Raw genomic sequence first — 13,031 nt, 5'->3', positions numbered from 1 at the left:
AGCAATAAGGCCAGGATGATGGACGCCGGGAAAGCGAACACCAGCTCGTACAAGCTGAGCAGCAGCGTATTGCGCAGCAGCCGCCAGAAGTAATAGCTGTGGAAAAAATCCAAAAAGTGTCGGAATCCCACCCACGGGCTGTCAAGAATGCCAAGGCCCGGCGAGAAGTCTTTGAACGCGATTTGCAAGCCGTACATCGGCGCATAATAGAAAATAATGTAGTAGGCCACGACGGGCAGCAGCATGAGATAGACGTATTTGTTCAGTTTGAAATCGCGGATCGTCCGGTATCTCAAGCTGTTCTTGTCCACTTGCTTCCGAGGCGGACTTATGTCTTCTTTCAACACTACGGACATAACAAGCCCTCCTGTCTGTCTGTATATTCTGGTTGCGGGTACGTGTTGGGAAAAGGGGGCCGGCCCGCTCCCCGCGCATACGCCCAGGGATCGAAGCCGGCTGATGTTTTAACATGAAGCTTATGACTTATTTGCGGTTGTTGTAGCGGTCCAGAGCGGCTTGACGGGCTTTGATCGCTTCGTCGATGCCCATGCTCTTGATGGTCGAAACGAATTTGTCGAAGTTCTCGAGCGGCTCAGCGCCCATGATGAACTTATTGATCATTTCGTCGCGGTACGTCTTCACGTCGTTCATGATGGAGGACGTCTTGGAGCTCTCTTCCGCGGTCAGCGTGATCGGAGGCAAGACCTTGGAGTGATCGGCCGTCATCCACGCTTTTTGTGCGTCGCGCTGCTCCGGCAGCGTGAAGTATTGCTCGATATAACGCTTATCCTGTACGATCGGACCGCTCCAGTTGGCGATGAAGTTTTGTGCCATCGCCTGCGTGATCGGCAGCTTGTTCGGGTTGTTCAGGATGAGGTCGGTATACTTCGGATATCCGTTCTCCATCTTGTAGCTGACGCCTTCGACCCCGAAGTTGAACAACAGGCTGCCCTCTTGTCCGTACTTATAGTCGAGCCATTTCACGATTTGCTCCGGATTTTTGGCCGAAGAAGAGATGGCGGCTCCGATCCCCGTGAACGGATACGTGTATTGTCCAAGCGCTTTGTCGCCCGCTTTCAGCACCGGATAAGTTGTCCCTACGATAGACACTTTCGGGTCGGTCGGCTGCATGAGCGACATGTAGCGGCCGACACCGCTTCCTGCATAGGCCGAGAAGGAACCGAGCTGATTGTTCGTAACCTTGGCATCTTTCAGCTTGCCGTCGGTAGTCGCATAGTCTTTATCGAGCAAGCCTTCCTTGTACCACTTGTTCATCAAGGTGAGATATTCCTTGAACTTCGGATCGAGCGGTCCGTACTTCACTTTGCCGTCTTCTTGGTAGAAGTCCGCGGTGATGCCGTAGGCGCCGACGAACATGTAGTTCAGGTCGGTCTCATTGTCCGGTTTAATCGTGAACAAGTAAGGAATTTCGTCCTTCTTGCCGTTGCCGTTCGGGTCCTTGTCGCGGAATGCGGTCAGGACAGTCTCCCACTCGCTGATCGTCGTCGGCGGCTTCAGGCCGAGCTTGTCGAGCCAGTCCTTGCGGATGGCCGGGCCGTTGACGCTGGACAGCTGCTCGTCGCCGAGCAGGAACGGCATCACATAGATGTTGCCTTCGTCGGTCGTGATCATCTTGCGGAACTCCGGCTTTTCCTTGAGGATCTTGGACAAGTTCGGAGCGTACTGATCGATCAGCTCGTTCAAGCGGATAATCCGCTTTTCTTTGATCAGGCTGTCAGCGCCCTTCGGTGCGCCGTTCCAACCGTATTCGATGACGTCAGGCAATTTGCCCGAGGCCAGCATCAGGTTGAATTGGTCTTTCTCTTGACCGGTCGGCGGGTGCTGGAACTCGACCTTCGTGCCGGTTTTCTTCTCCAGTTCTTTATAGGCGGCGATTTCATTGTAGCTTTTCATCGTTGCGGCCGCGTTAGGGTTCAGCGATACCCAGTAGGACACTGTATCCGGGTACTTCACCTCTTTAGCAGCTCCTGGGGTCGGGGTAGCGCTTGCGGCATTATTCGGTGTTTCTTCTTTTTTACCGCAGCCGGCAGCGAGCGTTGCGAGCATCGCAGTCGCGAGAGCCGCGCTTGTAAGCACTTTCATTCTCTTTTCCATATGTCTCGAAGACCTCCTGTGATAAGTTTGTCTCACCCCTTCACAATAAATGCAAACGGCCAAAGAGGAAACCGTCGGCTTGCCGAACGCCCTATCCGGCTTTAAGATTCGGGCCTATCCGATTTTAAAGTCGACTATCACGGCATAAGGTTGAATCGCGCGAATCCAGGCGGGACAAGGCTTCTTAATCGATTGAACTGAAGCCGGATCGAGTTAATCTTGGCGGGGATTGACAAGACTAGCCTTTTTTCATTACAATCTAACTGTTTAGTTATAAAATGCTGAGAAAGGCGGAACCGATGAGTCAGCAGAGCAGGCCGAAAAAAACATACGACGCAGCGAGGACGAAAGAAATCATTTTGGATGCGGCCGAAGAAATTTTCGCGGAACTCGGATTTTCCGCCGCGCGGATCGATGCCATCGCTCAAGCGTCCGGGTACAACAAGAGCCTCATCTACCAGTACTTCCAAGATAAGCTCGGGCTGTATACGGAAGTTGTCAAGCGCGCCGACCAATTGGGAGACCGGATGCTCGCGGAGATGACGGGCGAGTTGATGATCGACGAAGCCCTTACGGAGGATGCGAACAAGTTCAGGCTGTTCCTGGAGACGATCATCCGGGGATCGTATGAATTTTTGCTGGGGCACCCCCGTTTTCTGAAGATCTATGCCTGGGAAGCAGCCGAATCGTGGAAGACATGGAATCAAATTGCATATAGGCCGGATGACATTACCGTCTTCTATGAATTGGCGAAAAAGGCGAAAAGCAACGGATTGCTGCGAGCCGATTTGGATCCGTACTTCTTCCCCATTCTGCTCATGTACAACGTATTGTTTTCCATCCAGTCGTTCTCCCGGTTCAAAGGGGCCCCGGACGTAGCCGTGCAAGCGGCCGATTCGGCACAGTGGGTCGTACACGCGAGAGAGCAGGTTGTGAAATTCATAGTAAGCGGGGTAATGGAACCGTCTTTATTGTAACCGGAGGCGGCTCTTTTTTGCCCTAAATATAAATAACTAGTTAGTTTTATACTCAGGAAAGGTGGAAGAAAAAGATGAATCATTCCATTCAAAGCAGCCCGAGAAGATGGTGGGTATTGGGGGCGCTCGCGATCAGCTTGTTGACGATCGGCCTGGACATGACGGTGCTCAATTTGGCGTTGCCGGTGCTGGCTACCGATCTGCATGCCACGACGAGCGAGCTGCAGTGGTTTGCGAACGCGTATAATTTGGTTTTGGCTGCGGCGCTCTTGCCGGCTGGGATGCTGGGCGACCGATACGGGAGGAAAAAGCTGCTGCTGATTGCTCTGATCCTGTTCGGAGCGGCTTCCGCGGCGTGCGCTTATGCGACCTCTTCAGGCGCCCTCATCGCTTTCCGGGCGATCCTCGGGCTGGGCGCGGCACTGCTGATGCCGATCTCTTTGTCGCTCGTGCCTGTGCTATTCTCCGATGAGGAGCGCCCGAAGGCGATGCGGCTCTGGGTGACCGCCAGCGCCTTGGGCATGCCGCTCGGCCCCATTCTCGGCGGATGGCTGCTCGATCATTACCGGTGGGGTTCGATTTTCCTGATCAACCTTCCGATCATTCTGATTGGGATCCTCGCCGTTGGCTTCTTCTTGCCGGAGTCTAGGAACACGGAACGCGGGCGAGTTCACGTATCCGGGATTATCACTTCCAGTCTCGGCTTGGTGGCGATTACTTATGGGGTTACGAGATCGGGAGAGGCCGGCTGGGGAGATATCCTTACGCTTGCGTCGGTGATCGCTGGGGGATTGTTGCTGGTGATGTTTGTTAGAAGTGCGCGGAGATCCCGCCATCCGCTTGTGGATCTGTCGTTATTCCGGGAGGCTAGATTCACCTGGGGAGCAACGCTAGCCACACTCGTTAACTTCGCGCTGTTCGGCGTTCTGTTCGGATTGCCGCTCTACCTGCAAGCCGTGCAAGGGGTCGACGCACAATCTACCGGATTGCGCATTCTCCCCCTGATCGGCGGTTTGATCGTCGGCGCGCGCTTGTCCGGCATGCTGGCCGCCAAGACCGGCGACAAGCTCCTCGTAGCGATCGGGTTCCTGATCATGGCCGTCGGACTCGGTCTGGGCGGGCTCACCGGGCTCGAGACGAACTACGGCTATACGGCGCTATGGGTGTCGCTGGTCGGGGTCGGGCTAGGCTTCGCGCTGCCGGCCGCGATGGATGCGGCGCTTGGCGTGCTGCCGTTCGAACGCAGCAGCGTAGGCTCTGCCGTCATCATGACGATGCGGCAGATCGGCGGGACGATCGGCGTCGCTTTCCTCGGCGCGCTGTTGAATGCTGTGTATGGCCGCAATCTGGATGTGGATGACTTGCCGGGTCCTACGGCGGCAGCGGTCCGAGATAGCGTATCTTCCGGCGTAGCGTTCGCTCGTCAGCTGGATTCGGCGGCCTTACTGGACTCGGTTCGCTCCGCCTTCGTGAACGGATTGGATGTCATGCTGGCAGTTTGCGGCGCGATCGCCGTGCTGGGCTTCGCGCTTACGCTGGTGTTCTGGCCGAAGCGCGCTCCTGTGAGGACGGCCCGCGAGAGGTCGGCCGGAATGCTCGATTAAGCCGAATCCCGCTTCATGAACGCTTCGACCCGTTCCTCGATCCGTTCCATGAACCGGTCGTATTGATGCAGACCTTCGGCATGGTAGCGGGTGATCCATGCTTTCCAGTCTTCAACGATCTCTTTCGTTTCCGTCATGATCTTCTCCTTGGACCAATCCGGGAACACCGCCTTGATCCAGGCCAGCCCGAACGAGATGTGACCGGACTCGTCGGCCCAATCGTAATCGCAATCCTGGGCGCCCTCGAAATCATTTTGCTCGGTGAGTTCCTGCTTCATCCGCGCCTTGTTCAGCGGTCCCCCCTGTTCAAGGCCGTGCAGCAGGAGCAGCAGGCTGCCTAAGCCGCGATGGCTGTACGTACGCCAATGGTCGGGGACCATCGGGTAGTCGATCCCGATGCGGAAGCCCATCGAAGCGAGCCGCTGCTCGCCCATCATGGCGTGGCGCATCTCGTCGTAACACCAGCGCGCGGCGTTCAAGTACAAGGGCCAGGCGAGGCCCTTGTACGCCCAGATCAGCGCGCACGGCGTCTCGGCCGCCCACACCTCGTTGGCGTGATCGATCGCGATCCAGACGCGATGCTCGATCGGGTTGCGCGGGCGCCGCGGCGGCACTTGCATGACAGCCGGCTCCCAGCCCGGCTCGCGACCGCCTTCGGCCGGCAGCTCGTAGTCCGGCCGGTTGAAGTAGGCGGCGAAGGCGCCCCCGTCCGCGTCCGTACTCGGATCGCGGTCCGGGCCCTCGATGCCGCCGCACGCCGTGAGCAGACGGGCCAGCAGCGCTTGCCCGTCCGAGGAAGGACGCAGCCCGGCTTCCGCCATGACGGCGGCGTATTCCTCCAGCTCGAGGGCGAGCTCGGGCACGATCCGGTTCAAATACACGTGAGACGGCGCGTCGTCGAGCGGATCGCTCTCGGTCAAGTAAGTGCGGAAGGAATGCAGCAGCGCCGGTTTAATGACTTCATATAAATATGTCAGGAATTCTGCGTCCGACTCGGCCGTCGGCAGCTTGTCGAGCGCACCGATCAGGTGCCGATCCGAGTCCTCATCCACATCGACGCGCGGGTAGCGCAGCTCCAGCGCACGGGCGCGGAGCCAATCGGCGTGCATGGCGTCCAGCCAAATATGCTTGGCCAGCATCTTCTTCGCCGGCCAAGACTGCATCTTCACCATGTAGCCGGCGGCGGCCCGCATGGACTCCTTGACGATCCGGTAATAGCGGCGCATCATATCGCTTGCCGTATGCACATCCCGAAGCACTGCTTTCCATTGGGCCGAATTTAACGTTTGCATCGCTTGGACCTCCTTGTAATTAGGGACTTCTCGTCTTGCTGAATCTGATTCATAATGAAACTATAGCAAGATGACGTTAGGGAGGGAATGCTCCCCATGACCAAGTTGATGGACTATACGATCAGTGCCCAGCCCATCCGAATCGCGGAATTGATGGTCGATCCATCGCGCCTCCGCATAGCTGGGGTCTACATCTTGCAGATCGGACACTTGCCGGGGCGCAAGCTGCGGCGCAGCCGGGTCGGGTTCGACCACTGGGCGCTTGCCTACATCGCGGGCGGCCGGGGACATCTGCGCATCGATGACGGCCCGGAGCAGACGATCGGACCGGGGTCGATCTTCTTCGTCTATCCTGGAGCGGAATTCAGCTACGGGCCGGACGAGGGAGGCACGTGGGAGGAATACTACGTGCGCTTCGAGGGTCCGAGAGTGCAGGAGTGGATCGGCAGCGGGCTCGTCGGGCGAGGTGCGGCGGAGCATGTGCCGCACGAGGAGCGGTATGAGACCAAGTTCGCCGCGATGCTCACCCTCCTAGAGAGCGGGTTGGCCGAGCAAGCGGATCAGGCTTCGCTGCTGCTCGAATCGCTTCTGCTCGAGTTGGCCTGGGCCCGCTCGACCCATACGGCACGCACGGCCTCGCGCACAGGGATGGCGTACAAAGTGCTCGAGGACTTGAGTACGCGGCTGTATGAACCGATCGACGCGGAGGCGATTGCCCGGGCGAACCACATGTCAGTCCCGACGTTGCGGCGGTTGGTGAGCAAGCAGACCGGGTACTCCCTGCACGAATACATGCACCGCCTGAAGATCGCCGAGGCGAAGAAGCTGCTGCTAGGCTCCGACATCCCGGTGAAGCAATGCGCGAGACAGCTCGGGTACGACGATCCGCTCTATTTCTCGCGGTTGTTCAAGAAGCTGGCAGGGGTCTCGGCCAGTGATTTCCGCGTCAATGTTTGAGGCAGGTTTACCAGGTGGACCACAACCACAGTTAAATGGCTTTGGGGATTTGGGCAACCCTGGCTTAGCGCACGGCCGAAGCTCCCTTTACAATGAAACTATTATGGGAGAAGGAGTGTGGTTAGCATGAGACAAAAATTCGCCGCTCAGCTGTATACGCTGCGCAATGAATTGGAGCAGGATTTTCCTGGCGTGCTACGGGAGCTGAAGAAAATGGGATGGGGCGGCGTCCAAATATCCGGACTGCGGGGCTATACGGCACAAGAGATCGCAGCCGTCCTGAAGGAGACGGGACTCGGGGCCGCGGGCATCCACGTCAGCATCGACCGGCTTCGCGAGGAGCTGGACGTCGTGTTGGAAGAGGCGACCCTGTTCAACACGAGGGATGTCGTCTGTCCTTACCTGCCGGAGAGCGTCCGGACCGTGGAAGGCTATACCGCGATCCGCGCGGAATTGAACCAGATTGCGGCGAAGATCGCGCCTCGAGGCTTCCGCCTGAGCTATCACAACCATGCGTTCGAGTTCGAGACCGAAGTGAATGGGATGAACGCGATGGCTTACTTGCTGGAGCCGACCCCCGAGAATGCGGTGCTGGCCGAGATCGATGTGTTCTGGGTGAAAAAGGGCGGGCTCGATCCGCTGACGTTTATCCAGCCCTACGCCAACCGGATGCCGATCATCCACTTGAAGGACATGTCGGCGGATGAGCGCGAGACGTTTGCCGAGGTAGGGACCGGTCAAATCGACTTCGCGCCGATCCTTCAGTGGGGCGAAGCGAACGGGGTGGAATGGTACGCCGTGGAGCAGGACGTCTGCCCTGGCAATCCGATGGACAGTCTGCAGATCAGCTTGAACAATCTGAACAAGCTGGCGGAACAGTTGGGCAAGTAATCGGCATCGGACGTAATGGACCCATACAAGGAAAGCCGTTCTCGTAAGAGGGCGGCTATTTTTATGGGAATCGTGGATTTGAAAGCACCCGCTGCGGCTAACCCTTGTCTCCAAAATCAACTGGATTTTGTGTACGGTACGATTAATTCGGCCGGTACCTCCTACACGGTGTTGGATTTGGCTAAGTGGGTTTCGTATCAAAGTTATCTCAGCCCATACCACGGCTCCATTCCCATTTCGTTTGTACTTTGCCACTGGCCATTTGAAATCGGCTGGAGCATAACCGCTTTCGAAAGCCGCTATAATCCAGGAAATCAGGGTGCTCTTTGCGGATATTCCGGTACATCGGACGGCACACCTCCTGGAACAAGTTTTGTGTCGGCAGTCCACGGGGATCCTCATATGCGAAGCTGCTAATTGCTTACCGTCACGTTGCCTTTGCTTATGCGGATGCAGGTTTTGGTAATGCCGGCTTGCAGGCAGCTTGCGCCGCTCTGAAGGACGGATATTACTCCAACTATACCGGCGGAAGCACGAATTACTGCTCCAGCACGACGTTCGCCCTGAACTCGTCGAGCGGGAAACGGATTTGGACGGCTACCACCGGATATGAGCAAATGTATTCGACCATTACAGGACGCGAATGCTTGGATTCCTTCACGTATGTTCAGTTCCAAGATCCGAACCTCAACTTTGTAAACCTGACATTTTAATCAAAGAAGGAAGCGGCTGCGAAGGCTCGCTTCCTTTTTTGTTTCATTATTCCTTCACCAGAAAAACAACTTTTCACCACTCATGGTGTCAATAATTATAAGATCAACTAAGGAGTGGACTATCATGTTTTCGAGAGCCCTTAAAGGCTGCGTATTATCGATAATGATTTGTTTAGTGCTGATTTCAATCGGCTGCCAGTCTCAAAATGTGCAGTCTGGTAACGTTTCTAATCCCCCGAATCCGCAACAGGTAAATCCGAGCACCAATCCCGCAAGTTCCGTCGAACCTAAAAAGGCGAATTCGTACACGGGGTCGATTCGCGCAATCGGTAAAACAAATAAGGGTGATTTTTTGGTGATCGCAGATGGCAAAAATAAAGTTGAAGACCTGCAGGCTCCAAGTTGCTTTGGATTAGCAGACGACAAACGAATTTCGGGAACATACGGTGTGGTTTTTCAAGACTTAACCGGAAAACAAACGATTGTTGCCGAACTCAAAAATCTTGAGATAATTACACCCGATTCTTCAAAAATAATTCAAATGAAGCGGGACAAACTCGACGGTGTTGACCTTTTATTCTTTTATCCTCAATACTCCCATTGTCACGAACTGTTTTATTTCGTTTTTGGTCTGGATCAAAAGACTGGAGAGCCTTTCCAAATTTCTTTTAAAATCGATCAACAAGAAAGATTATTTTATCAAACATACATAGGCGAACGGCCAAAAGTGGTTGATCAGAAGCTTCAGGCGGTTGTGGGAGGATTTACGTCGAATCAATTTTATACCGCAACGTTCAAATTTGATCGTGAGGCAAAGCAATTTATATTAGAAAATAGGGAACCCATTGTTATTGAACCGAGGGAAATTACTCGAGAGGAAAAGATTACAACACAAACCGAATAGTACGTTTCCGGGCGGGAAAATTTCCTGCCCTTTATGTTGTTTTTGCTTGAAACCCATCTAGAGATAATTGCTCCCCCTTTGTACAGCCTCCCCCGCTCATATTGTATTCCACTGATGCAGCGTCCGTTGAGGAAGAAGTTCAATTGAACCATATGAAGGAGGCAAAAGGCCAATGTCTCAAGAAGCTAAAACCGGAATATCAAGTGCTAATTGATTTACGGTGGAAGAAAGAACTGGGTTATGGGTGTCTAGGAAGGTTTGTTATTTTACTTGTAAGAACCTTTCTTGACAGAAAACTTTCGCTCAGTTTGCGCGTGGGGGGTGGCGGTAGGCGGGTGCGGCTTGGTGGGGTCTTATGGGCACTATCCTTTTCGCTCAGAACTCGTTCGTGGCAGAATAATCACTTTTTTTCAGACTGAGCCAAGGGGATAGTGGTCATAAGGAGCCGTGGGTACAAAGAAGAAAGGAAGGTCGGCCATAAGGGGTAGTAACAAAAAAACGTCAACTGAGCCAAAGGGATAGTGGCCATAAGAACGATAGGAACCGAAAAACACGGGTCATCCGCCCGGCGAATCCGATCCCATGGTATACTTGGAGCAGAACTGGAAATACAGTATGCGAGAAGAAATGAGGGAAAGTCGCATGCCGGATTGGTCTTACCATGGCCTGTTTCGCCCCCTGCTCTTCCGATTGCCTGCAGAGCTGGCGAGGGACGTGACGCTGGGCGCGATGGGGGCGCTCTGCAAGCTGCCCGGCGGATCGTGGGTGATCCGGACGATGGGCCACATGGAGCTGTATCCCGCGCTCGAGACGACCCGCTGGGGCATCCGGTTCCAGTATCCGGTCGGACTCGGAGGCGGTCTGGATGTGCATGGCGCGGGGAGAACAGCGCTGGCGCAAATCGGCTTCGGGTTCATCGAAGTCGGGCCGGTCACGGTACAGAAGACGCCACCGACGCCGAAGGAACGGGTGGTGCGCGATTTGGCCCAAGAGGCGATCGTGTACCCGGATGCTTACGCCAACGATGGGCTGGAAGCTCACCTGAAGCGATTGGAGCAGACGAGAAAACAACGATCCGTTGCCCAAAAACCGATCTTCATCCGGACACGTCATTGTCGTGATGCCTCCCCCGAGAAGGCACTCGAGGAGCAACTCGAATTAATCACAAGGCTGAACGACTATGCCGCCGGATTCTATATAGACGCCCTCGACGGGCGGTGGTCGGTGGAGGCTTCAGCGACATTTTTGACGGAAGTGGCAACAAGCGCTCGAGCGATAATCGGCCCTGAAAAGCCGCTGTTCCTTTATATCCCCCTCGACTACCCGATTGAGTTGTTTTCCGAGCTCCTCCGGTTATTGACTCCGACTCAAGAGTCCGTACCGCCTCTTTTCGAAGGCATCGTCATCGGGGACTGGATGCGCACGGAACGTGGGTTCGAAGTGGGGGCCGGCGGCAAAGGGCCTATACACGAAAAAATCGTCTGGCTTAAAGGCGAATATGGGAATACTTATGGCATTATCGCCTCCGGCGGTGTCCATGAACCGCTCGATGCCATGGAGCTGATGCAAGCGGGCGCGGATCTCGTTCAACTGCACAGCGGGCTGGTGTACGCAGGGCCCGGGCTGCCGAAACGAATCAACGAGGCGATTCTTCATGAGCGTTTGAGCGTGCTGGAAGAGCCTCCTGCACACGCTTTTTGGCGGAATTGGGGCTGGATGAGTCTTCTGGGCGTCGGGATGATTCTAGGCGGGATCATGGCCTGGATTATCGCGGCGACGTCCGTGCTGCTGCCGTACGACGAGCTGTTCCTGGGCATGGAGCGCGACGCTATGTCCCGCCATAACGGGCATTTGCTGCCCTTTATGTCGCACGACCGTATCACGTTAGCCGGCACGATGATCTCGATCGGCGTTCTGTATGTGCAACTCTCGACTTATGGGCTGCAATACAATTTGCACTGGGCCCGAACGGCGTTGATCGCCTCGGCGGTCGTCGGCTTTTTTAGCTTCTTCCTTTACTTAGGCTACGGGTACTTCGATCCCTTGCACGCGGCGGCCGCGGTCGTCCTATTGCCAATGTTCCTTCTATCGCTTCGCGGGGTGAAGGACAATCGGCCCTATCAGCAGCCCCGGCCGAATGTGCGGAACGACCGGTTGTGGCGACGAGCCCAGATCGGGCAGCTGCTGTTCGTACTGCTGGGCGGGGCGCTGGCCGTCGGCGGACTCGTCATTGCGGGGATCGGCATCACGCATGTGTTCGTGCCGACGGATCTGGCTTTTCTCGGGATGCATGCCGAGCAGCTGGATCAGATCAACCCTCGGCTAGCGGCTCTGATTGCTCATGACCGGGCGGGGTTCGGCGGAGCCTTGTTCTCGGATGCCATTGCCCTTCTGGGCACGGCTTTATGGGGCATCCAGCAGGGACAACGTTGGCTGTGGCGCACCTTGCTGATCGGCGGGTTGCCGGGCTTTGCGGCCGGGCTCAGCGTCCACATGGCGATCGGGTACACGGATTTCATTCATTTGCTGCCGGCTTACGCGGCTGTAGCGCTCTACGTGGCTGGCCTCATTCTCCTCTATCCCTATATGCACGCTCCGGTAAGCGAACCCTCTAGATCTACGGAAATGCAGGCTGTCGGGTGAGCGCATAAAATCCCACAACTTGGCAGGATTCCGGTAGCCGGGAAGCGAATATTTTGCTCCAGGTTTCTTTCTAAATAAGGGAGAGGGGTTTTTACAGCGTGACCGCACAAGCAGCATGGTTGGAATTATGGGAGCATGGAGCTCCCTTAGCGCAAGGGAATGGAGACGAGGACCGGCCGGCCCTCCTGCCGTTTCTTCTGGAACGTCCTGACGGAGAGCCCACGGGCTGCATCGTCGTCTGCCCCGGAGGCGGGTACGGGATGAGAGCTAATCATGAGGGGGAGCCGATCGCCCGGTGGCTGAACAGGATCGGTCTTAGCGCCGTCGTGCTGCGATACCGGGTGAGTCCTTACCGGCATCCGTGTCCGCTCCTCGATGCCCAGCGCGCCATTCGTTACGTTAGGGCAACGGCTGCCGACTGGAAAATCGATCCCGAACGGGTCGGCATCCTCGGCTTTTCGGCGGGCGGCCACCTGGCTTCCTCCGCTTCAGTGCATTTCGATGAAGGCGACCCGGAAGCCGAAGATGCGATCGATCGGCAATCGTGCCGTCCGGATGCGCAAATTTTGTGTTACCCGGTTATCTCCTACTCTGCGGGCCACACGGGTTCGTTCTTCAACCTGCTCGGTCAGGAGCCGGATGAGGCGTTGCTTGAGCAGCTGAGCAGCGACCGTCAGGTCAAGGCGAACACCCCTCCGGCCTACATCTGGCACACCGCGGACGATGAGATCGTCCCGCTCGACAATGTGCTGCTTATGTCGAAGGGGCTTCGCGCCGAGGGGATTCCGCATGAGCTGCACGTGTTCGAGAGCGGAAAGCATGGGTTGGGACTGGCGGAGCGGCAGCCGGATGTGGCCGAATGGACGAAGCTGTGTGAGCGCTGGTTGATTCGCTTGGGCATGATAAGGTAAAATGGTTTGCGTAAAAAATAGCCA

The 13,031-nt window shown here is 56.0% G+C and carries 11 protein-coding genes and 1 pseudogene; 8 read left to right on the top strand and 4 right to left on the bottom strand.

The window, feature by feature from the left end; translation table 11 throughout:
• A pseudogene (locus tag ACI5FR_RS17160) lies at nt 1-245 on the bottom strand (sugar ABC transporter permease); the annotation flags it as partial.
• A 238-nt stretch (nt 246-483) separates the two neighbouring features.
• Entirely contained in the window at nt 484-2,115 is a 1,632-nt protein-coding gene (locus ACI5FR_RS17155; RefSeq protein WP_405456423.1) for an extracellular solute-binding protein, read from the bottom strand.
• A 299-nt stretch (nt 2,116-2,414) separates the two neighbouring features.
• Here ACI5FR_RS17155 and ACI5FR_RS17150 point away from each other — a divergent pair, with 299 nt between their 5' ends.
• Both ACI5FR_RS17150 and ACI5FR_RS17145 read left to right on the top strand, forming a co-directional pair.
• Nucleotides 2,415-3,092, top strand: coding sequence for a TetR/AcrR family transcriptional regulator (locus tag ACI5FR_RS17150; protein WP_405456422.1), 678 nt, complete (start codon nt 2,415-2,417; stop codon nt 3,090-3,092).
• A 74-nt stretch (nt 3,093-3,166) separates the two neighbouring features.
• Nucleotides 3,167-4,696 (top strand): DHA2 family efflux MFS transporter permease subunit, encoded by a 1,530-nt coding sequence (locus ACI5FR_RS17145; RefSeq protein ID WP_405456419.1) that lies wholly within the window; start codon nt 3,167-3,169, stop codon nt 4,694-4,696.
• Here the strand turns inward: ACI5FR_RS17145 and ACI5FR_RS17140 are convergent.
• The gene (locus tag ACI5FR_RS17140; protein WP_405456417.1) at nt 4,693-5,988 is read right to left on the bottom strand and encodes a hypothetical protein; all 1,296 of its coding nucleotides are present in this window, start codon (nt 5,986-5,988) and stop codon (nt 4,693-4,695) included. The genes ACI5FR_RS17145 and ACI5FR_RS17140 overlap by 4 nt on opposite strands.
• A 96-nt stretch (nt 5,989-6,084) precedes the next feature.
• Between ACI5FR_RS17140 and ACI5FR_RS17135 the strand changes: the two genes are divergently transcribed.
• The 3 genes from ACI5FR_RS17135 (at nt 6,085) to ACI5FR_RS17125 (ending at nt 8,253) form a co-directional block, all read left to right on the top strand.
• Nucleotides 6,085-6,945, top strand: a complete 861-nt coding sequence (locus ACI5FR_RS17135) for a helix-turn-helix transcriptional regulator (protein ID WP_405456415.1) — start codon at nt 6,085-6,087, stop codon at nt 6,943-6,945.
• Nucleotides 6,946-7,071: 126 nt separating this feature from the next.
• Complete coding sequence (locus ACI5FR_RS17130; RefSeq protein ID WP_405456413.1) at nt 7,072-7,836, top strand: sugar phosphate isomerase/epimerase family protein; 765 nt, start codon at nt 7,072-7,074, stop codon at nt 7,834-7,836.
• 63 nt (nt 7,837-7,899) lie between these two features.
• On the top strand, nt 7,900-8,253 hold the full coding sequence (locus ACI5FR_RS17125) for a hypothetical protein (protein ID WP_405456411.1): 354 nt from the start codon (nt 7,900-7,902) through the stop codon (nt 8,251-8,253).
• 121 nt (nt 8,254-8,374) lie between these two features.
• Here ACI5FR_RS17125 and ACI5FR_RS17120 read toward each other — a convergent pair whose 3' ends face one another.
• Nucleotides 8,375-8,497: a hypothetical protein gene (locus ACI5FR_RS17120; RefSeq protein WP_405456408.1), complete on the bottom strand. Its 123-nt coding sequence runs from the start codon at nt 8,495-8,497 to the stop codon at nt 8,375-8,377.
• A 176-nt stretch (nt 8,498-8,673) separates the two neighbouring features.
• Here ACI5FR_RS17120 and ACI5FR_RS17115 point away from each other — a divergent pair, with 176 nt between their 5' ends.
• From ACI5FR_RS17115 to ACI5FR_RS17105, 3 genes are all read left to right on the top strand, one after another.
• A complete protein-coding gene (locus ACI5FR_RS17115) occupies nt 8,674-9,453 on the top strand; it encodes a hypothetical protein (RefSeq protein WP_405456406.1) in 780 nt (259 codons plus the stop codon).
• A gap of 642 nt (nt 9,454-10,095) precedes the next feature.
• Nucleotides 10,096-12,096 (top strand): dihydroorotate dehydrogenase, encoded by a 2,001-nt coding sequence (locus tag ACI5FR_RS17110; protein ID WP_405456404.1) that lies wholly within the window; start codon nt 10,096-10,098, stop codon nt 12,094-12,096.
• 98 nt (nt 12,097-12,194) lie between these two features.
• Nucleotides 12,195-13,007: an alpha/beta hydrolase gene (locus ACI5FR_RS17105; RefSeq protein ID WP_405456402.1), complete on the top strand. Its 813-nt coding sequence runs from the start codon at nt 12,195-12,197 to the stop codon at nt 13,005-13,007.
• Nucleotides 13,008-13,031: the final 24 nt, after the last annotated feature.

It is taken from the genome of Paenibacillus sp. HJGM_3 (genome assembly GCF_045062745.1).
GTDB lineage: Bacteria > Bacillota > Bacilli > Paenibacillales > NBRC-103111 > Paenibacillus_AA.
The sequence above is the reverse complement of the archived record's forward strand: the minus strand, read 5'-3'. Positions and strand labels throughout refer to the sequence as shown.

What these genes read in the sequence shown, in the direction of transcription:
- ACI5FR_RS17155 (WP_405456423.1), bottom strand. Translation starts at nt 2,115, where the DNA reads ATGGAAAAGAGAATGAAAGTGCTTACAAGCGCGGCTCTCGCGACTGCG.
- ACI5FR_RS17150 (WP_405456422.1), top strand. Translation starts at nt 2,415, where the DNA reads ATGAGTCAGCAGAGCAGGCCGAAAAAAACATACGACGCAGCGAGGACG.
- ACI5FR_RS17145 (WP_405456419.1), top strand. Translation starts at nt 3,167, where the DNA reads ATGAATCATTCCATTCAAAGCAGCCCGAGAAGATGGTGGGTATTGGGG.
- ACI5FR_RS17140 (WP_405456417.1), bottom strand. Translation starts at nt 5,988, where the DNA reads ATGCAAACGTTAAATTCGGCCCAATGGAAAGCAGTGCTTCGGGATGTG.
- ACI5FR_RS17135 (WP_405456415.1), top strand. Translation starts at nt 6,085, where the DNA reads ATGACCAAGTTGATGGACTATACGATCAGTGCCCAGCCCATCCGAATC.
- ACI5FR_RS17130 (WP_405456413.1), top strand. Translation starts at nt 7,072, where the DNA reads ATGAGACAAAAATTCGCCGCTCAGCTGTATACGCTGCGCAATGAATTG.
- ACI5FR_RS17125 (WP_405456411.1), top strand. Translation starts at nt 7,900, where the DNA reads ATGGGAATCGTGGATTTGAAAGCACCCGCTGCGGCTAACCCTTGTCTC.
- ACI5FR_RS17115 (WP_405456406.1), top strand. Translation starts at nt 8,674, where the DNA reads ATGTTTTCGAGAGCCCTTAAAGGCTGCGTATTATCGATAATGATTTGT.
- ACI5FR_RS17110 (WP_405456404.1), top strand. Translation starts at nt 10,096, where the DNA reads ATGCCGGATTGGTCTTACCATGGCCTGTTTCGCCCCCTGCTCTTCCGA.